Here is a 21,294-nt window from a genome sequence, read left to right as displayed (position 1 = left end):
CTCACGCTCCGACCGGGTCGGGATCGTAGTTGGGCATCGGCCCGGCGATGGGCGGCATGTCCCAGCTGCCCGCGGTCATGCGGGCGGCGTCGGCGGAGACCGCCGCGTCGATCACCGTCGGCCCGCCGGCGCGCAGCGCCTCGGTGATCGCCGCGCCGAGATCGGCGGGTCCTTCCGCCCGCACGCCCTGCGCGCCCATGGCACGCGCTAGAGCGGCAAAGTCGGTGCTTCGGAGGTCGCCGGTGCGCATGTTGCGGAAGCGCGTCAGGAACTCGGCTTGGGGGCCGAGGAAGCCGCGCTGCAGGTCGCGGATGGAGACGTAGCCGCAATTGTTCCACACCACCCAGACGATGGGCAGCTCGTATTCCACAGCGGTGGCGATCGCGCTCGCATGCATGAGCATGCCGCCATCGCCCACCACCGCGACCACGGGGCGATCCGGCATGGCGAACTGGGCGCCGATGGCGCCGCCCACGCCGAAGCCCATGGTCGCTCCGCCGCCCGATTGCAGGAAGCGCCCGCCGCGCCGCATGGGCATCTGCTGGACGCACCAGGAATGGTGCGCGCCGATGTCGGACAGGAGCACGGTGTGATCCGGCACCGCGGCGGCGATCTCCGCCACCACGCGGGCCGGATGCATGGGCGCGCGCTCCTCGCTCGCGGCCTGTCCGCGCACGTCCGCCTGCCAGCGCGCCTTCCAGGATTGCGCTCGCGCGCGCCAGGCGCGGCGGGCGGGGCTGTCGGCGAGGGGACGGGCCTGGGCGCGCTCGCGCAACAGGCGGCAGAACAGCGCCGCGTCGGCCACCACGCCGAGGCTGGTGGGATAGTTGCGGCCCAGCGCGGCGGGGTCGCAATCCACGTGGATCAGGCGCGCCGGCGGGAAATCGTGGGTCACGCCGGGGTGCCAGCTGCTGGTGCCGCGGTCGCCGAAGCGGGTGCCGATGGCGAGCACGAGGTCCGCCTCGCGGGCGGCCCGGTTGGCGGGATAGACGCCGTCGCGTCCCGTCGGCCCGAGATGGAGCGCCTCGTCGTCGGGCAGGACGCCCTTGCCCTGGGGCGTGGTGGCGGCCGACACGCCTAGCACCCGCACGAGTGCCGCGAGTTCGGCGCCGGCGCCGCCGGTGAGGCAGCCGTGACCGGCCAGGATCAGCGGGCGCTCGGACGCCTCCAGGAGATCGAGCGCCCGGTCGAGCGTCTCCGGCGGCGGCGCCGATCGGACGTCCACGCCCCCACGCCAGGCCTGCATGTCGGGCGTGGCGGCGGGCGCGGTCTCCAGGAACACGTTGAACGGCACGTCGAGATGCACTGGTCCCGGCCGTCCCGCCAGCATGGTCCCGAAGGCGTGGCGCATCATGGCGGGCAGCATGTCGGGCCGCGTCGCCTGATAGCTGCGCTTCACGTAGGGGCGCATGGCGGAGACGAAATCCGCCTGGTGGTGGTGGCCGAACTCCTGGAACGGCCCCTTGTTGAACTGCTGGGTGGGGATGTTGCCGGTGATGGCGAGCACGGCGGAGGAATCGAACATGGCATTGGCGATGGCCATCTGGATGTTCACCGAGCCCGGACCACACGAGGTGAAGGTGGCGCCGGGACGGCCGGTGAGCCGGTAATGGGCGTCCGCCGCGAAGCCCGCGATCTGCTCGTTGTGCACGGTGACGGTGGCGATGCGGTCGGACCGCGTCCGGGCCGCCTCCATCAGGCCGACGATGCCGTGGCCGCAGAGGCCGAAAAGATAGGGCACCTGCTCGGCGATCAGGTGCTCGACGATGATCTCCGCGCCATTGCGCTCTGCCAGATTGAGGTCAGCCATGGGCGCGCTCCCCGGATGTGTCTTGTTCGGACGATGACGAAAGTTCCGCCGCGCGCGCCGCCAGCGCATCCAGCGAGAAGAACACCTCGGCGCCGGCGGCTTCCAGGTGCTTGCGCTTGGAATGCAGCGTCCCGGCCTCGCCGAAGGTGAGGGCGCCGGCATGCCCCATGGCGACGCCCTGCTTGCTCTCGCGGCCCGCGAGCAGCGCCACAACCGGTTTCGCGAAGCTTTGGCGGACGAGGGCGTCGGCGAACTCCTCCTCCTCGGTGCCGCCGACCTCGCCCACGAGCAGGATGCCGCGGGTGGCGGGGTCCGCGGCCAAGGGCGCCACGAGGTCGGCGAAGCGCACGCCCTTCACCACCTCGCCGCCGACGCCGATCCAGATGCTCTGGCCGAGGCCCCGTGCGGCGAGCCGGTAGCCCACTTCATAGGACAGCGTCCCGCTCTTGGTGAGCATCGCCCAGTCGCCGGGGTGAAGCGAGATGTCCGGCAGGAAGCCGAGCTTGGCGATTCCCGGCCGCGCCATGCCTGGGGTCGACGGTCCGATCCAGACCGCGCCTTCCGCATCGGCTATGGCCTTCAGCTTGAGGGCGTCGTGCACCGGCACGCCCTCGGCGATGGTCACCACCACGCCGATGCCGGCGGCGATCGCCTCACTGGCGGCGTCGAGCACGTCTTCCGGCGGCACCATGACCACCGAGGCGCGGGCGCCGGTGGCGGCCACCGCTTCGCCGCAGGTGGCGAACACCGGCACCGGCATCTCGTCGATGCCGCCGGCGCGGGCCGAGGTTCCGCCGGCGATGTTCGTGCCGTAGGCGCGCATGAGCGCGGCATGGCGGCGACCCATGCGGCCGGTGATGCCCTGGATGATGACCGGCGTCGACCGGTCGATGGCGAACAGATCGGAAATCATGGGCGGGAGACCGCAATCACGTGCTGGAGGGCCTGGTCGAGATCGGCATAGGTGGCGAGGTCGGGTCGCACCGCCGCGAGATGCGCGCGCGCGGCGGCCTCGCCGGGACCGACGAGCCTTGCGACGACGGGAATGTCGGGTCGCGGAAACCGCGCCAGGGCCTGGGTAAGCAGGCGGGCGAACTCGGAAAGGTCGGTGATGCCGGCGAAGATGTTGACGAACAGCACCTTGAGCCCCGGCTTGGCGGCGAGCCAGTCGAGCACCCGGATCAGGCGATCCGGACGCCCGCGCATCTGCCCCGTGCGCAGGTCGCAGAAATTGAGCGGCCGCCCGCCCCGCGCCGTCAGCTCGTCGATCAGCATCATGGAAAGGCCGGCGCCGGTGGTGACGAGGCCGATGGCGCCGTCGGGATCGAGATCGATGAAGTCGAAGCCCTCGTTCATCTTGCGCCACACGTCTGGATAGACCTCGGGGCGCGCCTCGACGAAGCGCCGGATCTCGCTCTGCCGCGAGATGGCGTTCGCGTCCACGACCACCTTGGCATCGCCGGCGACGGCGCGCCCGGCGTCCAGAAACAGCGGGTTGATCTCCGCGAGCAGCAGCTCGCGCGCGAAGAACAGCTCGGCGAGAGCCGGCGCCACCGTCCGCAGGGCAGCCGCGCTCTGCGGCTCCAGTCGTGCGGCGAGCCGGTCGATCGCCTGTCCGACCGCTTCGGGGTCGGCGGCGCAGACCTCGGTGAGCAGCGCACCGGCATTCCGCGCGGCCGCCTCCACGTCCATGCCTCCCGTGTCGCTGAAGGACAGCCGCGCCGCGCCCGCGGCGGGGTCCACCATCAAGGAGAGATAGGCCTCGACGCCGCTGGCTGCCTGCTCCACCAGGCAGGCATGCACCACATGGCCCAGCAGCGGCTGGTCGAGCAGGCGGGCAAGCGCCTGGTCGACCTCCTGCGGCGTGGCGCAGAAGACCACGCCTCCGGCCTTGCCCCGCCCACCCGCCGGCACCTGGGCCTTCACGAGCCAGGGGCCGTCGCCGGGAAGAGCGGGATGCGCCCCGCCGGTGACGACGGTGCCCTCCGGAATGGGAATGCCGCTGGCCTCGAACAAGGCCTTGCCGTCGCATTCGATCAGCAACATGTCCTGGTCCTCAATGATTGATGACGACGAAGCGCTCTTCCGTCATGTCGCGGATGGCGTAGCGCGGACCCTCGCGGCCGGAGCCGCTGTCCTTGACCCCGCCGTAGGGCGCCTGGTCCGAGCGCCAGGTGGAGGAGCCGTTCAGGATCACCCCGCCGACCCTGAGCGCGCGCGCCAGCTTCATGCCCACGGCGAGCGAGGCGGTGAAGACGCCGGCCTGGAGCCCGTAGCGCCCGCGGTTGATCCACGAGACCGGCTCGGCGAGGTCGTCATAGGCGACGAGGTTCAGCACCGGGCCGAACACCTCCTCGTCGAAGGTCGGCCCGCACGCCGCGTCGAGCCGCAGCACCGTCGGCTCGACCAGCGCGCCGGTGCGTCCGCCGCCGCGCAGGACCTCGGCTCCGGCCTTCGTAGCGGCCGCGATCCGCGCGGCGATGGCCTCGGCCGCCGACACGGAGATCACGGGACCGACGTCGGTCGCCTCGTCGAGGGGATTTCCGGCCTTCAGGCGGTCCACCTGCGCGAGCACCATCGCCGTGAAGCGATCGAACACCGGCCGCGCGACGCATACGTTCTGCACCGAGATGCAGCTCTGGCCGGCGAGGCGCATGGCGTTTGACGCGCACAGGCCGGCGGCGGCCTCGAGGTCCGCGTCGGCGTGGACGATGGTGAAGCCGTTGCCGCCAAGCTCCAGCACCACCGGCTTCAGCGGCACGGCGGCGCGGATGCGCGCGCCGACGGCGGTCGAGCCGGTGAAGGAGACGGCGTCGATGCCGTGCGCTTCCACCAGAAGGCGGCCGGCGGCGTCGCCGTAGATGGTGTTCAGCCAGCCGTCCGGGAGCTCGGCCTCGCGCAAGGCGTCCACCAGCGCCGCGACGGTGGCCGACGCCTGGGGCGCCGGCTTGAGCACCACCGCATTGCCGGCCGCAAGGGCCGGTCCCACCTTGTGGCAGACGAGGTTGAGCGGGGCATTGTAGGGCGTGATGGCCGCGATCACCCCAAGCGGGAAGCGCAGCACCACGCCGAGCTTGCCTGCGCCGATGTCGGTCGCGTCCATGGGAATGTGGGCGCCTTCGATGCGCACCGCCTCCTCGGCGCACAGCTCCAGCGTCTCCGGGCAGCGCGCCACCTCGCGGCGGGCGTCGCGGATCGGCTTGCCAGTCTCCTGGGCCATGGTGAGCGCAAGGCTCTCGGCGCGGGCCCTGACGGCTTCCGCGGCGCGCCGCAGCAGCACGGCCCGTGCGCGGGCCGGCGTCGCCGCCACCTGGGGCGCGGCGGCTCGCGCGGCCGCGACCGCTGCCTCGACCTCGCGCGGGCCCGCCTGCGCCACCTCGGCGAAAGGGGTCTGGCGATAGGGGTCCACGGTCTCGAACACGCCCTCGCCTTCGGTGGGGCGGCCTCCGATCAAGGCGCGCACCCGCCGAACGCCCCCGAGAGGAGCCGGATCTGGCGCTGAAGCTTCCGGCATGGGATCACTCCGCCGGCATGGCGAAGCCCGCCGCCTCGGCTGGGCTGGGCATGCGATGGCCGGGCGCGCTGTAGTTCAGCAGGTCGTCGCCGAAGGTGGTCGCCTCCATGATCTTCTTGCCGATCAGGTCGCGCAGCGTCTCGGAGGTGCCGCCGCCGAGCGAGCCGTAGCGCGCGCCGCGATAGAAGCGCGAGACCGCATATTCGTCGGTGAAGCCGACGCCGCCATGCAGCTGGATCGCCTCGCTGGTGACGCGCACCGACATCTCGTTGCAGGTGATCTTCGCCACCGCCGACAGGAAGGGATCGGGGAACGGATTGGCGCTGGCGCAGGCGCGGTAGAGCAAAGCGCGGCCAGCCTCGATCTCGCGGTACATGTCGGCGAGCTTCCAGCGCACGCCCTGGAAGTCGCCCACCGCCTTGCCGAACACCGTGCGGTCGCGCACGTAGCGGCACGCCTCCTCGAATGCCCCCTCGGCGAGCCCGAGCGAGATGGAGGGGTTGAGGCAGCGCTGGGTGTTGAAGGCGGACAGGAGCTTGCGGAACCCGTCCTCGCGGATGGCGAGGTTCTCGATCGGCAGTTCGCATTCGTTGAACTGCACCTCGTGGAGATTCTCCCCGCCCATGGTGTGGAAGGTACCGGTGACCTCGAAGCCGGGCGTTCCGGGCTCCACCAGGACGCAGCCGATGCCCTCCCGGCCCGGCCGTCCGTCGATGCGGGTGAAGACCACGAACATTCCCGCTTCCGGCGCGCGGCTGATCAGGGTCTTCACGCCGTTGAGCACCACCTTGTCGCCGATCACGCGCGCATTGGTGCGGTAGTTGGCGACATCGGTTCCGGCATGAGGCTCGGTCATGCAGATGGCGAGGATGCACTCGCCGGTCACCACCTTCGGCAGGATGCGCTCGCGGATGGACTTCGGGGCGTAGTGGGCGATCACCCGCGTTTGGACGCCGGCCTCGCCGAGCGCCGCCATGGCCGTGACGTAGCAGCCCTTGGCGATCTCCTCGAGCACCAGGGCGCTGTCGAAGACCGAGAGGCCGAGACCGCCATATTCCTGCGGGACGGACATGCCCAGCACGCCGATCTCGGCGAGCTTGCGGATATTGTCCCAGGGGAAGGTGCCGTCCATGTACCGCTGCGCATTCGGCTTGAACTCCGACTGGACGAGGTCCCGCACCGTCGAGACCATCTGCCTTTGTTCGTCACTGAGGTTCGGATGCATGTGGGGGTCCTTGTGCGCCTGGACGTTCTATTCGGCGGCCCATCGGATGAATCGGAGAGCTCAGCCGGTCTTTGGGGTCGCATGATAAAAACGCTCATCATCCAGATGTGCCTGCTGTCTGAGTTTTTATCATTGAGCGAAGATTTCCATTGTATATAAATAGTTTGTCGGCGTTTCCGGGGCGCCACAAGTCATTTTTCCTCCCGCCACCACGTGAGTGAAACTCATGAGCAGACCGCATCGCCGGCTTTTGCCCCTGAACCAGCTTCGGGCGTTCGAGGCGGCGGCGCGCCATTGCAGCTTCACCAAGGCAGCGGAAGAGCTCGGCGTCACGCAGGGCGCGGTGAGCCGGCATATCCGCGCCTTGGAGCTGCGGCTCGGCTTCCCGCTCTTCACCCGCACCGCGCAGGGGCTCCAGCTCAGCCATGGCAGCCGGGTCTTCGCCCAGTCGCTGGAGGACGCCTACGCGCGCATTGCCCGGGCCACCGACAACCTCATCGCCACCCACACCCATTCCGTGCTCACCGTGCGCGGCTACACCACCTTCTTCATCCGCTGGCTGATCCCGCGGCTGCCGGAGTTCCAGCGGCGCCACCCGGAGATCGAGGTACGCCTGGTGGCGGCATCAGGTCCGGTGGATTTCGACCGTGACGCGGTCGACGTGGGCATCCGCTACGGCCGCGGACAATGGCCTCATTGGAACTGCGACCTCCTCTTCCTCGACGAACTGTCGCCCATCTGCAGCCCGGACTATTTCGCGCAGCGCGACGGCTCGTCACCGCAGGCGCTGCTGCGCGGGTCGACGCTGCTGCACCACAATCTGCGCCCGTCCGACTGGGCCGAATGGTGCCGCTGCGCGAACCTTGCCGAGGAGCAGAGGGACAACCTCTATTTCGAGGACCTCAGCATCGTTTACGAATGCGCGCGGGCCAATCTCGGCATCGCCATCGGCCAGCGCTCATACGTGGAAGATGACCTGCGCAGCGGCAGGCTGGTGGAGCCTTTCGGAACGGTGCTGCGGCGCGATCTCGGCTACTACCTCGTCACCCCGCGCGAGCGGGCCGACGCGCCCAAGATCCAGGTGTTCCGTGCTTGGCTCGCCGAGACGTCGCGCCGCTCCGCCGATGCCGTTCCTCAGGTGGAGGCCTCATCCCCGAGCTTGTAGAGGTAATCCGTGTCGAGCGGCTCCAGCGTGGACAGGTCGATCCCTTCCTGCTCCAGCACGTGGCGGGCGATGCGGAACATGTCGGTCCCGGTGGGGATGCCGCAATACTGGGCCACGTGCAGCAGCAGCTCGCGCAGCTGCGGCAGCGGCACCTTCGTGCGCACCAGGGCATTGTGGAAGTGGTGCTCGAATTCCTTCATCTGCCCCGAGGCGGCAAGCATGGCGAGATTGATCAGGCTGAGCTGCTGCTGCGGAATGATGTTGCGCGACCAGGTGCCGGCCCAATTGATGTTGGTGACGTACATCTGCCAGGCGCGGTCAAACTCGGTCGTATTCTGCAGATTGCGATCGACCCAATCGGCGCCCAGAACATCGCGACGGGTCTGCGTCCCCCGCTCCGACAGCAGCGACTTCATCTATTTCCTCCCGATGACGCCGATTCCCGGCGCGACTTCTTAATTTTCGGCGGCGTGCGGCATTGTGAGCCGGGGGACGCCGCCGATGCAACGCTGATCCGCGATGAAGGCCGCCTGGCGCGCCTCTGTGGCGTCGGTCTGCCGCCTCAGTTCACGCTCGCCCCGGAGATCTTGACCATTTCCGCCCAGCGGCTGGTCTCGGTCTTGACGAAGGCGGCGAACTCCGCGCGCGCGTTTCCGGCGGCCTGGGTCCCAAGTTCGAGGAAGCGCTCCTTGATCGCCGGCTCCGCCAGGATCTTGCGTACCTCGGCGGAGAGCTTGTCCAGGATCGGCTCCGGCACGCCCTTCGGCGCGAACAGGCCCTGCCAGGAGATGCCGACGAAGCCGGGAATGGTCTCGGCCATCGTCGGCACGTCGGGAAGGGTCGGCCAGCGCTCCGGGCTGGTCACGGCCAGCGCGCGCAGCTTGCCGGCCTTCACCTGCGCCAGCGCGGTCGGCATGTTGTCGAAGCTCAGCTGGACGTGCCCGGCGGTGAGGTCCACGGTCATCGGCCCGCTGCCCTTGTAGGGCACGTGGGTCATCGAGGTGCCGGTCACGGTCTTGAAGCGCTCGGCCAGGAGGTGGACCGAGGTTCCCACCCCGGTCGAGCCATAGCTGTACTGGTTCGGGTTGGCGCGCAGCAGCGCGATCAGCTCGGCGACCGTGGTGGCCGGCACGCTGGGGTTGACCACCAGCATGTTGGGGCCGATGGCCACCAGCGAGATCGGCTCGAAATCGCGGATGTTGTCGTAGCGCAGGTTCTTGTAGAGCGAGGCGTTGATGGCGTTCGAGCTCACGGTCCCCATGAGGAGCGTGTACCCGTCCGCCGGCGCGCGCGCCGCCGCTTCCGCGCCGAGGGTGCCGCCGGCGCCGACGACATTGTCCACCACCACCTGCTGGCCCCAGTCGCGGGTCATGGACTGGGCGATGAGGCGCGCCACCATGTCGGTGACGCCGCCGGGGGAGAGCGGCACGATGAGACGGATCGGCCGGGTGGGGTAGGCGTCCTCCGCGTGCGCGGCGGAGCCGATGAGCAGCGTCGCCGTCGCCAGGGCGGCCGCGGACTTCGCGAGCCAGGAGCGGATCATGTTTCCTCCGATGCTTCTTCGCGGGCTCGTGTCGTGGCCCTCGGTTGTCGCGGCAGGCCGCGCTGCGGCCGGCTCTGCGTGCGCCGACTGTGCGCGCGTCCCGGAGCCGCTTCAAACGACCTTTGCGGCCGGCGGGACATGAGAAATTGTAATGGAGAACCTGCGGCTATATCGGCGATGGCGGCCTTTCGCCGATGCCCGCCGAAGGGATGGCCCGTCGTAGCCGGTGGCGCCGCTAGGTGCTAACAATCAGGCCAAAGCGAAAGCTGCGCGTTCCAGCGGGACGGGTACCGGCCTCTTAATCGAAGCGCTGGCGCAATGGCGCGTCACCTGGGGAGGATTGCATGCTGCGTGTCACCATGGCGGGACTGATGGTCCTGGCTTCGCTTCAGCAGGCGCTTGCCTGCACCGCGGTCGACATCGTCGCCGCCGACAGGACCGTCATCGCCGGACGCACCATGGAGTGGGCGTTCGACATGAAGTGGACGCTCAAGAGCCTGCCGAAGGGGACCGAGCTGCCCCTGACGGCGCCGGCCGACCTCGGCTTGCCACCGGTGAAGGTCGCGACGAAGCAGGCGGTGGTGGGCATCAGCGCTGAGATCATTCCCGGCGGCGCGATCCTGGAAGGCCAGAACGCCGCCGGCCTCGGCATGAGCGGGAATTTCCTGCCCGGATTCACCGAGTACCAGACGGTGACCAAGGCGGACAAAAGCTACGTCTCCATCCTCGGCTTCGGCGCCTGGGCGCTCGGGATGCACGCGAGCGTCGCCGAGGTGCGCGCGGCGCTGCCGGGCATCAAGGTGTGGGCGGACCCCTCGCTGCCGAGCGGTCCGACGCCGCCGACCATCCACATGGTGTTCACCGACCGCACCGGGGCCGGCATCGTGGTGGAATATGTGGGCGGCGAACTGCGCATCCACGACAATGTCGCCCACGTGCTGACCAACGCGCCGACCTACGACTGGCATCTGACCAACCTGCGCAACTATCTGAACCTGTCCACGGTCGGCGTGTCAGAGCGGAACGTGGGCACGGCGAACGTGACGGCCATCGGCCAGGGCGGCGGCCTGCTCGGCATGCCCGGCGACTATTCTCCGCCGGCGCGCTTCGTGCGCGCGGCCTTCCTGCGCCACTTCATCACCCCGCCCAAGACCGGGGCCGAGGCGCGGCAGGCGATCGGTCACATCCTCAACACGGTCGACATCCCGATCGGCATCGCGCAGAGCAAGGCGGACGGCCAGCTCATCTCCGACTACACCCAGTGGGTGGCGATCAAGGACCTGACCAACAACACGCTGACGATCACCGACTATGCCCATCGGCTCACCTACCTGACGATCGATCTCGCCCCGATCTTCGCGCAGACCGCGCCGAGCGCGAAGCTGGTGAACGACTTGCCGTATCCGACCGCCATCGACGGAACCTCGGCGCTGAGGAACTGAGCTGCCGTAACGCGCCGCCGAACGGCGCGCCGGGCCGGCTGGTCCGGCGAGCTGTCCGGTGTTCCGGTCTTGGTCGGGACCCGCGCCGGCGCGCTTGAAGCATGCACCGCTTCCGACGGGCGCGGCATCCGATGCCGCAGGATGGTCGGCCTGGGTGCCCGTGCCGGGGGCGAAAGCGGGGCTTGAAGCGCTCTCTCGTCAGACAGGAAGCCCTGAGATCACGCAGGGGCAGTTGGCGAGAGAGGCGCCCGGACCATCAGTTGCGCGCGGATCGGTCCGACCCCAGCACCGTGTGCCAACGCGTGATCTCGGCGGCGAGCTTCGCCTTCAGCGCCGCCGGCGTCACCTCGCCGGGCGGCACCACCAGGGCCCCCAGTTCCTTGAAGCGCTCCTTGACCTGCGGGTCCTCAAGGGCCGCGAGCAGCGACTTCTGCAGCTTCTCCACCACCGGAGCGGGGGTGCCCTTGGGCGCATAGAGGCCATGCCAGATGGACAGGCTGAGGTCGGGCACGCCGGACTCCGCCGCGCTCGGCACCTGCGGCAGCGTGGGCAGGCGGGTGGCGGTGGTGGTGGCGTAGACCTTCACCTTGTCGGCGCGGATGTAGCTCGTGGTGTTGGTGGTCTGGTCGCACATGAAGTCCACCTGGCCGCCGATGAGGTCGATCATGGCCGGCCCGGTGCCCTTGTAGGGCACCGTGGTCACGTCGAGGCCGGTGAGGTTCATGAACAGCATGCCGCACAGATGCGAGGCAGTGCCGGGGCCGGCATTGGCATAGGTGATCTTGTCCTTGTTCTTGCGCGCGTAATCGATCAGCTCGGCGAGCGTCTTCGGCGGCAGATCGGGGCGCGAGACCATGGTCATGGGCACGTCCGCGATCAGGCCGATGGGCTCGAAGGCAGCCTGGGAATCATATGGCGCGTTCGGATAGAGGGTGGGCGCGGTCGCCTGGCCGATATGATTGAGCAGCAGCGTGTAGCCGTTGGGATCGGCCTTCGCCACGCGCCCGGCGCCCAGCGTGCCGCCCGCGCCGGAGATATTCTCCACCACGATCCTGCCGCCGAGATTGCGGCTCATGGCGTCGGCGACGAGCCGGGCGACGGTGTCCGTCGGTCCCCCTGCGGCGTAGGGCACCACCATGGTGATGGCGCGGTCGGGAAACGTCTGCGCGCTGGCGCCGGTGGCAAGCGTGAGCACGGCGGCCGAGGCGGCGGCCGCCCCGAGCAGAAACCTCTTCATCTCTTCCTCCCCGGGCCGAGCCCGACTTTATCTGCCGTCTGTCATGCAGGGCCGGCTGGCAGGAGCCGCCCCCTTGTCCGGTTCAGCGGGTGGCCGCTGCATCCTGGCCGTCGTTGGCGCGACGGGTGTCATCCGAGAATTGGGTCTTGCCGAAAAGCGCATCCCAGGCCGCCCCCTCGGGCTTCGCCTTGTTGCGCTCGTGGCGCTCCTTCAGCACCGCGAGGCCGCGCTGCACCGCCGGGCGCGCGCGCACGGCGCCATACCAGCGCAGGACGTTGGGGAAGTCCTCCAGCGCCTGCCCCTGCCAGTCGTGGGCGCGCAGCCAGGGATAGACCGCCATGTCGGCGAGAGAATAATCACCGGCGAGGTACTCCACCTCGCCGAGCCTGCGGTCCAGCACGCGGTAGATGCGCGCCGCCTCCGAGGTGTAGCGCTCCACGGCATAGGGGATGGTTTCCGGCGCATAGCGGCGGAAGTGGTGCGCCTGCCCCAGCATCGGGCCGACGCCCGCCATCTGGAACATTAGCCACTGGATCACGTCGTAGCGGGCCCGCAGTTCCTGCGGCATGAAGCGGAAGCCGCTCTTCTCCGCCAGATACATCATGATCGCGCCCGACTCGAACAGCGCGTAGGGCGCCCCGCCAGGTCCGTCCCGGTCGACGAGAGCCGGGATCTTGTTGTTCGGGCTGATCTTCAGAAAGTCCGGCGCGAACTGCTCGCCCTTGCCGATATGGACCGGCACGACATTGTAGTCCCACCCCAGCTCCTCGAGCTGGATGGTGACCTTGTAACCGTTGGGCGTGGTCCAGAAATAGAGGTCGAGCACGACAAGTCTCCCGTCCACGAGACGCTAGAAAGGGGACACCACGGCGTCCAAGACGTTCGAGGTTCGGTTCGATAGGCGTTGCGACTTGGAGCGGCGCCCCGAAGCCCATCAGGTCTTGGCGCGACTTGAAGCAGACCTCGCGGATATTGGACCTGCCCGGCCGACGGCTTTCATAAGCGGGGCAACCGCTCGTCCCGGGACAGCCCATCAGGAGCCGAGGAATGGATCAGCGCCCGCCCATGCTTACCGGCTACAAGGTGATCGACATCACGCAGTTCGTCGCCGGTCCGACCTGCACGCGGCTGCTCGCGGAGATGGGCGCCGACGTGGTGAAGGTAGAGCTCGCCCCGTTCGGCGACCGGGCGCGGGCGCAGGGTCTCAAGGCGCAGGCCGCAGCCAGGGGAGCGGCCAAGGGAGCGGCGCCCCACTCCACCTATTTCTTCCAGCACAACCACTCCAAGCGCTGCATCGCGCTCGACTTCAAGCACCCTGAGGGGCGCGCGCTGCTGCGCACGATGATCGCCCAGGCGGACGTGGTGGTGGAGAACTTCGCCCCCGGCGTGATGGCGCGCGCGGGGCTGTCCTACGAGGACCTGAAGGCGATCAATCCGCGCATCGTCATGTGCTCGATTTCGCTCGCGGGCCAGAGCGGGCCGCTCGCCGACAAGCCGGGCTACGACTATATGGGCCAGGCCTATGCGGGCATCACCGGCCTGGTGGGCGATCCGGACGGCAGCCCGGCCATGATCACCATGGCGATCGGCGACGTCTCTACCGGGGTCTCGGCGGCGCTCTCTGTGGTGGCGGCGCTGCTCCACCGCGAGCGCACCGGCGAGGGCCAGCACGTGGAGGCGACGCTGGTCGACACCTACTTCCACATGCACGAGGCGAGCGTGCCGCGCATCGCGCTGCGCGGCGGCGCCTATGAGCCGAAGCGCACCGGCTCGCAGCATCCGGACGGCGGCCCCACCGGCATCTTCCGCTGCGGCGACGGCCGCTACATCACGCTGATGTCCCTCGCCCACCAGTGGCCGCAACTGGTCGCGGCCATGGGTCGGCCGGAACTGCTCAAGGACGAGCGCTTTGCCTCCGCCAGCCTGCGCAAGGCGAACAACGATGCGCTGAAGGACATCCTCGAAGACTGGCTCGCCGGCGTGGGCACCCGCGAGGAGTGTCTCGCCGCGCTGGAGAAGGAGCGCGTGCCGGCCGCTCCGGTGCTCACCCTCAGCGAGGTGGTGGCGCAGCCCCATCTGAAGGCGCGCGGCACGGTTCGGCGCGTCCACGACCCGGCGATCGGCAGCTTCGACGTGCCCGGCATGCCCATGCGCTTCTCCGCCTGGTCCGCGGACGACGGCCCGAAGGCCGGCCGGCTGGGCGAGCATAACGAGGAGGTCCTGAAGGCGTTCGGCCTCACCGGCGCCGAGATCGCGCGGCTCTATGCCGAGCAGGTCCTGGTGCGCGACGCGACCCTCGACGAGGCCTCGCGAGAGGCGGGGTAGGTCCCTCAGCCGCTCGCATCCTTGTCGCTGTTGCGCTTCAGCCGCTCGGCGGCGTTGAAGATGGCGCGCACCAGCGCCGAGCGGTCGTCGTAGCGCCGTGCCAGACACACGCCCGTCACCGCGCCCTCGTCCGCCAGCGGGCGGAACGTCACGCCGTCGAACTTCAGCCGCTCCAGCGATGCTGGGAGGATCGACACGCCGAGGCCGGCGGCGACGAGGCCCATCATGGTCGGCGTCGCGCTTGCCTCCTGCCGCACGTGGGGAGCGAAGCCGCCATTGCGGCACAGATCGATCACCTGCTGGTAGAGCCCGGTGCCGATGCCGCGGGCGTAGAGCACGAACGGCTCCCCGGCCAGCGCCGACATGGGCAGCGCGCCTCGCTTGCGGGCGAGCGGATGGTCCGAGCGCATCACCGCCATCAGCGGCTCCCGGCACAGCTCGGTGAGTGCCAGAGCCTGCGGCGTCGGCTCCAGAGGACGCACGAAGCCGACATCGAGGCGGCCCTCCAGCAGCGCGTCCACCTGCTGGAAGGTCGGCAGTTCCTTCAGGTCCAGATGCACGTCCGGATGGGCGTTGCGGAAGGTGTAGATGAGGCGCTGGAAGTCGGTGACGAAGGGCGCCGAGCCGAAGAAGCCGACGCGCAGCTCGCCGGCCTCGCCCCGGTGCACCCGCTCCGCCATGGCGGCGGCCTGGTCCACGCGCGCCAGCACCACCTTCGCCTCGGCGAGGAACAGCTTCCCCGCATCGGTGAGCGCGACGCGGCGGTTGGTGCGCTCGAGCAGGCGCGCGCCGAGGATGCGCTCGAGGGCGAGGATTTGCTGGCTCAAGGGCGGCTGCGAAATGCCGAGGCGTTCGGCGGCGCGCCCGAAATGCAGGTCCTCCGCGACAGCGACGAAATAGCGGAGGTGGCGAAGCTCGATGCTCATGCACGAGACATCTAGCAGGTCCGCGCCGCGGTTCGTAGCCGCCTCAGCTACCCTTTGAAGTCGCCCGGCATATCAAACGGGACGCGCCGGATATTGGACACCCGGACACGCAGACGAGAGGTTCGGGGCTCCCCATCGAACGCGGCCTCTCCTCCATGCTGAAGCCATCGCCGGACCAAGACGATACCACCCCGCAGGCGGCGCAGGGCCGCATCCTTTCGGGCGTGCGGGTGCTCGATCTCTCGCGCTTCCTGTCGGGACCGCAGACGACGCTGTTCCTTGCCGCGCTCGGCGCCGAGGTGATCCGCATCGATGACCCGGCCAAGGGCGACCCTACCTTCGACGCCCCGCCCTATCTCGGCACCGCCGGCGTGTCCTTCAAGCGCGCCGCGCCGGAGGACGTGGGCATCGCCTATCTCAAGCGCTCGCGCGGCAAGAAGTCGGCGAGCCTCGATCTGAAGTCGAAGGAGGGGCGCGAGCTGTTCCTGCGGCTGGTGGAGAAGGCGGACGTGGTGGTGGAGAACTTCCGCGTCGGCGTCACCGAGCGGCTCGGCATCACCTACGAGACGCTGAAGGCGCGCAACCCGCGCATCATCCATTGCGCCATCACCGGCTACGGCTCCACCGGGCCGGAGCGCCACCGCAAGGCATTCGACCTGATGGTGCAGGCGGCGAGCGGGTTCATGAGCATCACCGGCGCACCGGACGGCGCGCCGAGCAAGACCGGCTCGCCGCTCTCCGATGGCATCGCCGGCACTTTCGCCTTCGCCTCCGTGCTTGGGGCGCTCTATCAGCGCGAACGTACGGGCGCCGGCCAGTTCATCGACGTGTCGATGACCGACTGCCTGGTCTCGCTGATGTTCGACGAGCCGTTCGACTGCTACGGCACGCTCGGCCTGCCGCTTCGGCAGGGCAACCGCATCACCCGGTTCTCCCCGTTCAACACCTATCCGACACGCGACGGCATGGTGGCGATCGGTGCCGGCACCGAGGAGGACTGGCGCGCATTGCTCGCCGTGATGGGCCGGGACGACTTGCTGCAGTGCCCGGACCATATGAGCCGGGGCTGGCGCATCGCCAACAACGATAGGGTGGACGCCATGGTGCGTGCCTGGACCGAGGCCCGCGACACCGCCGAGGCGGTTGCGGCGCTTGACGCGCGCGAGATTCCCTGCGGGCCGATCCGCCGCATCGACGAGGTGGCGTCCTGGCCGCACATGATCGCCCGGCGGATGCTGGAGCCGCTCGTCAATCCGCTCGCCCCGCAGGCGGGCGGGGCGGTGGCGCCGGCCTTCCCGGTGAAGTTCTCGCAGGCGGAGACCAGCTACACCGAGCAGGCGCCGCTGCCGCGCTTCCACAACAGCGAGGTGTTCGCCGACATCCTCGGCCTGCCCCCCGAGGAACTGGCGCGGCTGTCGCAGGCAGGCGTGATCTAGCCCGGCGCGCCCGCCCCGGAACCCACTGACAACAGGAGGATGCCCATGGGCAAGGTGATTGATTTCTATTGGGATCTCGGCAGCACGAACAGCTATTTCGCGCTCCATCTCATCAAGCCGATCGCCGCCAGGCACGGCGCCAAGGTTGTGCCGCACCCCTTCAATCTCGGCTACGTTTTCCGGAAAGAGAACTACGTGCTGATGGAGGAGCCGAAGGCGAAGCTGCGCGCCCGCAAGGCCGACCTGATGCGCTGGGCGAAGAAGTACGATCTGCCCTTCTCCATGCCGACCAAGTTCCCCATGAAGACCAGCCCGGCCTTGCGCGGCGCGCTCGCCATGCGGCGCTTCGACAAGGAATGGGCGTTCATGGAGAAGATCTTCGCCGCCTATTGGGAGCGCAACGACGCCTCCGTGGGCGAGCTTGACGGGCTTCTGCCCATCGCCGCGGAGCTCGGCGTCGACACGGCGGCGTTCGCGGCGCTGGTGGAGAGCGAGGAGATCCGCGACCAGCTGATCGCCGAGACCGACGGCGGCATCGCCCGCGGCGCGTTCGGGGTGCCGATGTTCTTCGTCGGCGATGAGATGTTCTGGGGCAAGGATCGGATGGAGTTCATCGACGACGAGCTGACCTCGCCTAGCCCGCCGCGGGTGCGCCGCTCGCAGGCCGCCGCTGCAACCTGAGGAGATGGTCACGCGCCCTATCGCCTGCGAGAGCGAACGGGGCGCTGTGGCCGCTGTTAAGTCGGCGTGGCCGGCACGAAGACGGGCGCCCTCCACCGTGCCTCAGGCATAGAGGTGGCACGCAACCTTGTGGTCCGGTGCGATGGACCGCAGCGCGGGCCGGTCTTCGTGGCAGTGCGGCATCGCGCGGGGACAGCGCCCGGCGAAGCGGCAGCCCGGCGGCAGGTCGATCGGGCTCGGAACCTGGCCCTCGAGCGGCGCGGCCTGCTTACGGTCCGACGGCGTCTCCGCCGGCACGGAAGCCAGCAGCGCCGCCGTATAGGGATGCTTCGGCGCGGCGAACAGCCGGTCCGCATCGGCGATCTCGACGATCGAGCCGAGATACATCACCGCGACCCGGTCGGACACGTGGCGGACCACCGCCAGATCGTGCGAGATGAACAGGTAGGCCATCCCCAGGCGCGCCTTGAGGTCCTTCAGCAGGTTGAGAATCTGCGCCTGCACCGACACGTCGAGGGCCGACACCGCCTCGTCGCACACGACCAGGGCCGGCTCCAGGGCGATGGCGCGGGCGATGGCGATGCGCTGGCGCTGGCCGCCGGAGAATTCGTGTGGGTAGCGGCCGGCATGGGCGGGGTCCAGCCCGACCAGGGCGAGCAGGCGCCGTGCCGCTTCGCCGCGGTCCTCGCGGGTGCCCACTCCGAAGGCCAGCAGCGGCTCGGCGATCGCCTCGCCGACGCTCATGCGCGCATTGAGCGAGCCGAACGGGTTCTGGAACACGATCTGCATGTGCCGCCGCAGCGCCTTCAGCCGGCGCTTCGAGGCCCCCGTCACGAGCTCGCCATCGAGGGCGACCAGCCCCGCGTCCGGCTCGATGAGGCGCAGCACCAGGCGTCCCAGCGTGGACTTGCCGCAGCCCGATTCCCCGACCAGGCCCAGCGTCTCCCCCGGGGCGATCTCGAACGAGATGTTGTCCACCGCCTGCACGCTGCGCCCCTTGGCCCAGGGCAGGACGGCGTCGTCGAGATCGAAGCGCTTGGACAGCCCCTCGACGCTCAGCAGCGGCGCTCCCGAGCGCGCCGGACGGAGCGTCTGCATGCCCGTGTCCTGGCTCACGGCCGCCTCCGTCGGTTCGTGCGTCGCCGCATCGGCAATCCCGGTCACGTCGCCGCCCCCAGCTCTGGTGCCGCCACCGGCGCGCTCAGGCCGGCATGGAGCCAGCAGGCCACGCGGCTGCTGCCCTGGACGAACTCGGGCGGGGTCTGCCCGCAGATCTCCATGGCCTGCGGGCAGCGGTCGCGGAAGGTGCAGCCGACGGCCGACGCGCCGCCGCGCGGGATTCCACCCGGAATGGCGCTGAGCGTCTCGACCCGGTCGCCGATGCGCGGCACCGAGGCCATGAGCCCCCGCGAATAGGGATGCAGCGGCCCCGCGAAGAAGGTCTGCGCGTCGGCGACCTCCGCGAGCCGGCCCGCATACATCACCGCCACCCGGTCGGCCATCTCGGCCACCACGCCGAGATTGTGCGTCACCAGGATGATCGCCATGTGGGTCTCGTCGCGCAGCCGGCGCAGAAGCGCCAGGATCTGGGCCTGGATGGTGACGTCGAGCGCCGTGGTCGGCTCGTCGGCGATCAGCAGGCGGGGCCGGCAGGCCAGCGCCTGGGCGATCATCGCCCGCTGGCACATGCCGCCGGAAATCTGGTTGGGATAGGCATCGTACCGCCGCGCGGCATCGGCCATACCGACCTGCTCCAGCAGCTTGATCGCCTCGTCGCGAGCCGCGCGCCGGGACAGGCCGCGGTGGATGCGGAGCGCCTCCGCGATCTGGAAGCCGATGGTGAAGACTGGATTGAGGCTCGCCATCGGCTCCTGGAAGATCATGGAGATCTGGTCGCCGCGCAGCGCCCGCAGCTCGCTCGGGCTCATGGCGGCGATGTCGCGTCCCTCGAACCGGATGTGGCCGCCGACGAGGCGTCCCGGCGGCTCGCGCACGAGACGCAGGATCGAGCGCGACAGGACGCTCTTGCCCGACCCTGACTCGCCGACGACCGCCAGGATCTCGCCCCGATCCAGCGTCAGGCTCACGCCGTCGACCGCCCTCACGCTGCCCGCGCCGGTGCCGAAATGAACCGCGAGATTCTCGATTGCGAGAAGCGGCCGGGTCATGCCGGATCTCCCTGCCGCCGCATGAGCGGGTCGAGCAGGTCGCGAAGCCCGTCACCCAGCAGGTTGACGCCGAGCACCGCAAAGGCCAGCCCGACAGCCGGGAAGATCGTCTGGCTGGGCGCGGTCATCAGCGTCGCGCGTGCTTCGGACAGCAGGTTGCCCCAGCTCGGCGCGGGCGGCGGCACCCCGACGCCGAGGAAGCCCAGCGTGGCTTCGGCCACCATCGCGTAGGCGAAGACGACGGTGGCCTGCACCATCACCGGCGCGAGGATGTTGGGCAGCACATGGCGGACCAGGATCCGCAGATCGGAAACGCCGCACGCGCGCGCCGCCTCGACATAGTCGCGGCGCGATTCCGCGAGCGCCGGAGCCCGGGCGACCCGCAGCACGCGGGGCATGTACACCACCGAGAGGGTGACGACGACATTGGTCATCGACGCGCCGAAGGCGGCGACGATGCCGAGCGCCAGGAGAATGGACGGGAAAGCCATCAGCGTATCGGCGACCCGGCTGATGACGATGTCCACCCAGCCGCGATAGTAGCCCGCCAGGAGGCCCAGGGCCGTCCCGACGATCAGGCAGGCGAGGGCGACCATGGTGCAGATCGACAGCGACAGGCGCGCGCCGTAGGCGAAGCGCGCGAACAGGTCGCGGCCGAGCTTGTCGGCGCCGAAGGGGTGCTGCCAGGACATCGGCGCGTTGCGGGCGAGCGGATTGATGGTGAACGGGTCGCCGAACGGCAGCACCGGCGCCAGGAGCGCGATCAGGACGACGACGCCGAGCATCACCGCGCCGGCGACCACCAGCTCATTGCGGCCCGCGGCCGCGAGGGCAGAGGAGCGAGCGGTCGTCATTTGTAGCGGATCCTGGGATCAAGAACGGCGTAGACGAGATCGACGGCGAGATTGACGAAGATGTAGATCGTCACCGAGACCAGCAGGCAGCCCTGGATGACCGGATAGTCCCGCGCCGAAATGGCGCTCATCATCAGTCCGCCGATGCCGGGAATGGCGAATATCGCCTCGATCACAACGGCGCCGCGGAACACCGCGCCGAGATTGATCCCGATGACGGTGATGACCGGGATCATCGCCGCCTTGAGCACGTGGACGCCGACCACCCGCTGCTCGCTCAGCCCCTTGGCGCGCGCCGAAAGGACGAACTCCTGCCCGAGATTCTCGATGATCGAGGCCCGGGTCATGCGGGCGGTCACCGCGGTCATGAGATAGCCCAGCGCGAACGCGGGCATGATCATGTGCAGCGCCCATTGGTAGGGGGAGGTGGAGAAGCTGACATAGCCGAGGGACGGCAGGAGCCCGAGCTGGACGGTGAAGAGGATCACCAGGAGCAGGCCGACGACGAAGTCCGGGACCGACAGCCCGAGCAGGCTGACCACCATCGCCACGCGGTCGCTCAGACGGTTCTGGCGCACGCCCGCGATGATCCCGAGCGGCACCCCCAGCAGGATCGAGATCGACAGCGCCAGTACCGCCAGGCCCGCGGTGCGCGGCAGGCGCTCGCTGATCATCTGGGTGACCGGGAGGTTCCAGTTGATCGATTTTCCGAGGTCGCCGGTAGCCGCGCGCACGAGCCAGCGCTGGTACTGCACCGGCAGGGGCTCATTCAGCCCCATCTCCTCCCGCGCCTTGTCGAGCTCAGCCGGGGTCGCGTAGCTGCCAAGAATCTGGCTCGCCGGGTCGCCGGGCGCCAGGTGCGAGATCAGGAACACCAGCATGCTGGCGAGGAACAGGGTGGGAATGGCCCCGAGCAGCCGCCGGATCGCGTAGCGCAGCAGCATCTCAGCCGTCCCTTCCAGGACGGG

Annotated in this window: 19 protein-coding genes; 5 read left to right on the top strand and 14 right to left on the bottom strand. The window is 69.4% G+C overall.

Annotated elements, in window-relative coordinates; translation table 11 throughout:
* Nucleotide 1: 1 nt before the first annotated feature.
* The 5 genes from V5F67_RS19200 to V5F67_RS19180 all read right to left on the bottom strand — a co-directional run bounded on the left by V5F67_RS19200 (nt 2) and on the right by V5F67_RS19180 (nt 6,549).
* Nucleotides 2-1,810 carry a thiamine pyrophosphate-binding protein gene (locus V5F67_RS19200; protein ID WP_394021846.1) on the bottom strand — a complete coding sequence of 603 codons (1,809 nt, stop codon included), beginning with the start codon at nt 1,808-1,810 and terminating at the stop codon, nt 2-4.
* Nucleotides 1,803-2,723 carry a succinate--CoA ligase subunit alpha gene (locus V5F67_RS19195; RefSeq protein ID WP_394021847.1) on the bottom strand — a complete coding sequence of 307 codons (921 nt, stop codon included), beginning with the start codon at nt 2,721-2,723 and terminating at the stop codon, nt 1,803-1,805. Before V5F67_RS19195 ends, V5F67_RS19200 begins: the two co-directional genes overlap by 8 nt.
* Nucleotides 2,720-3,856, bottom strand: a complete 1,137-nt coding sequence (locus V5F67_RS19190; protein WP_394021848.1) for an ATP-grasp domain-containing protein — start codon at nt 3,854-3,856, stop codon at nt 2,720-2,722. The genes V5F67_RS19195 and V5F67_RS19190 overlap by 4 nt, the downstream gene beginning before the upstream one ends.
* Nucleotides 3,857-3,866: 10 nt before the next feature.
* Nucleotides 3,867-5,264 (bottom strand): aldehyde dehydrogenase family protein, encoded by a 1,398-nt coding sequence (locus tag V5F67_RS19185; protein ID WP_394021849.1) that lies wholly within the window; start codon nt 5,262-5,264, stop codon nt 3,867-3,869.
* A 64-nt stretch (nt 5,265-5,328) separates the two neighbouring features.
* Nucleotides 5,329-6,549, bottom strand: coding sequence for an acyl-CoA dehydrogenase family protein (locus V5F67_RS19180; RefSeq protein ID WP_394021850.1), 1,221 nt, complete (start codon nt 6,547-6,549; stop codon nt 5,329-5,331).
* 226 nt (nt 6,550-6,775) lie between these two features.
* On the opposite strand from V5F67_RS19180, the gene gcvA reads away from it, so the two are divergent.
* Nucleotides 6,776-7,714, top strand: coding sequence for a transcriptional regulator GcvA (gene gcvA / locus V5F67_RS19175; RefSeq protein WP_394021851.1), 939 nt, complete (start codon nt 6,776-6,778; stop codon nt 7,712-7,714).
* Here the strand turns inward: gcvA and V5F67_RS19170 are convergent.
* A complete protein-coding gene (locus V5F67_RS19170) occupies nt 7,684-8,130 on the bottom strand; it encodes a carboxymuconolactone decarboxylase family protein (protein WP_394021852.1) in 447 nt (148 codons plus the stop codon). The genes gcvA and V5F67_RS19170 overlap by 31 nt on opposite strands.
* Nucleotides 8,131-8,276: 146 nt before the next feature.
* Nucleotides 8,277-9,257: a Bug family tripartite tricarboxylate transporter substrate binding protein gene (locus tag V5F67_RS19165; RefSeq protein ID WP_394021853.1), complete on the bottom strand. Its 981-nt coding sequence runs from the start codon at nt 9,255-9,257 to the stop codon at nt 8,277-8,279.
* A 344-nt stretch (nt 9,258-9,601) separates the two neighbouring features.
* On the opposite strand from V5F67_RS19165, the gene V5F67_RS19160 reads away from it, so the two are divergent.
* On the top strand, nt 9,602-10,699 hold the full coding sequence (locus V5F67_RS19160) for a choloylglycine hydrolase family protein (RefSeq protein ID WP_394021854.1): 1,098 nt from the start codon (nt 9,602-9,604) through the stop codon (nt 10,697-10,699).
* A gap of 256 nt (nt 10,700-10,955) precedes the next feature.
* Here the strand turns inward: V5F67_RS19160 and V5F67_RS19155 are convergent, their stop codons facing one another.
* Both V5F67_RS19155 and V5F67_RS19150 read right to left on the bottom strand, forming a co-directional pair.
* The gene (locus V5F67_RS19155; protein WP_394021855.1) at nt 10,956-11,936 is read right to left on the bottom strand and encodes a tripartite tricarboxylate transporter substrate-binding protein; all 981 of its coding nucleotides are present in this window, start codon (nt 11,934-11,936) and stop codon (nt 10,956-10,958) included.
* Between the two features lie 82 nt (nt 11,937-12,018).
* A complete protein-coding gene (locus V5F67_RS19150; protein ID WP_394021856.1) occupies nt 12,019-12,762 on the bottom strand; it encodes a glutathione S-transferase N-terminal domain-containing protein in 744 nt (247 codons plus the stop codon).
* A 221-nt stretch (nt 12,763-12,983) separates the two neighbouring features.
* Between V5F67_RS19150 and V5F67_RS19145 the strand changes: the two genes are divergently transcribed.
* On the top strand, nt 12,984-14,261 hold the full coding sequence (locus V5F67_RS19145) for a CaiB/BaiF CoA transferase family protein (RefSeq protein WP_394021857.1): 1,278 nt from the start codon (nt 12,984-12,986) through the stop codon (nt 14,259-14,261).
* Nucleotides 14,262-14,266: 5 nt separating this feature from the next.
* Here the strand turns inward: V5F67_RS19145 and V5F67_RS19140 are convergent, their stop codons facing one another.
* Entirely contained in the window at nt 14,267-15,187 is a 921-nt protein-coding gene (locus V5F67_RS19140) for a LysR substrate-binding domain-containing protein (RefSeq protein ID WP_394021858.1), read from the bottom strand.
* 155 nt (nt 15,188-15,342) lie between these two features.
* On the opposite strand from V5F67_RS19140, the gene V5F67_RS19135 reads away from it, so the two are divergent.
* Nucleotides 15,343-16,623 carry a CaiB/BaiF CoA transferase family protein gene (locus V5F67_RS19135; protein ID WP_394021859.1) on the top strand — a complete coding sequence of 427 codons (1,281 nt, stop codon included), beginning with the start codon at nt 15,343-15,345 and terminating at the stop codon, nt 16,621-16,623.
* A gap of 45 nt (nt 16,624-16,668) precedes the next feature.
* On the top strand, nt 16,669-17,304 hold the full coding sequence (locus V5F67_RS19130; protein ID WP_394021860.1) for a 2-hydroxychromene-2-carboxylate isomerase: 636 nt from the start codon (nt 16,669-16,671) through the stop codon (nt 17,302-17,304).
* Between the two features lie 102 nt (nt 17,305-17,406).
* Here the strand turns inward: V5F67_RS19130 and V5F67_RS19125 are convergent, their stop codons facing one another.
* The 4 genes from V5F67_RS19125 to V5F67_RS19110 all read right to left on the bottom strand — a co-directional run bounded on the left by V5F67_RS19125 (nt 17,407) and on the right by V5F67_RS19110 (nt 21,270).
* Nucleotides 17,407-18,402 (bottom strand): ABC transporter ATP-binding protein, encoded by a 996-nt coding sequence (locus V5F67_RS19125; protein ID WP_394021883.1) that lies wholly within the window; start codon nt 18,400-18,402, stop codon nt 17,407-17,409.
* A 62-nt stretch (nt 18,403-18,464) separates the two neighbouring features.
* Complete coding sequence (locus V5F67_RS19120) at nt 18,465-19,472, bottom strand: ABC transporter ATP-binding protein (RefSeq protein WP_394021861.1); 1,008 nt, start codon at nt 19,470-19,472, stop codon at nt 18,465-18,467.
* Nucleotides 19,469-20,326 carry an ABC transporter permease gene (locus V5F67_RS19115; protein WP_394021862.1) on the bottom strand — a complete coding sequence of 286 codons (858 nt, stop codon included), beginning with the start codon at nt 20,324-20,326 and terminating at the stop codon, nt 19,469-19,471. Before V5F67_RS19115 ends, V5F67_RS19120 begins: the two co-directional genes overlap by 4 nt.
* Nucleotides 20,323-21,270 (bottom strand): ABC transporter permease, encoded by a 948-nt coding sequence (locus V5F67_RS19110; protein ID WP_394021863.1) that lies wholly within the window; start codon nt 21,268-21,270, stop codon nt 20,323-20,325. Before V5F67_RS19110 ends, V5F67_RS19115 begins: the two co-directional genes overlap by 4 nt.
* Nucleotides 21,271-21,294: the final 24 nt, after the last annotated feature.

This window comes from Xanthobacter pseudotagetidis, from assembly GCF_043194795.2.
GTDB classification, from domain to species: domain Bacteria; phylum Pseudomonadota; class Alphaproteobacteria; order Rhizobiales; family Xanthobacteraceae; genus Xanthobacter; species Xanthobacter tagetidis_A.
The sequence above is the reverse complement of the archived record's forward strand: the minus strand, read 5'-3'. Positions and strand labels throughout refer to the sequence as shown.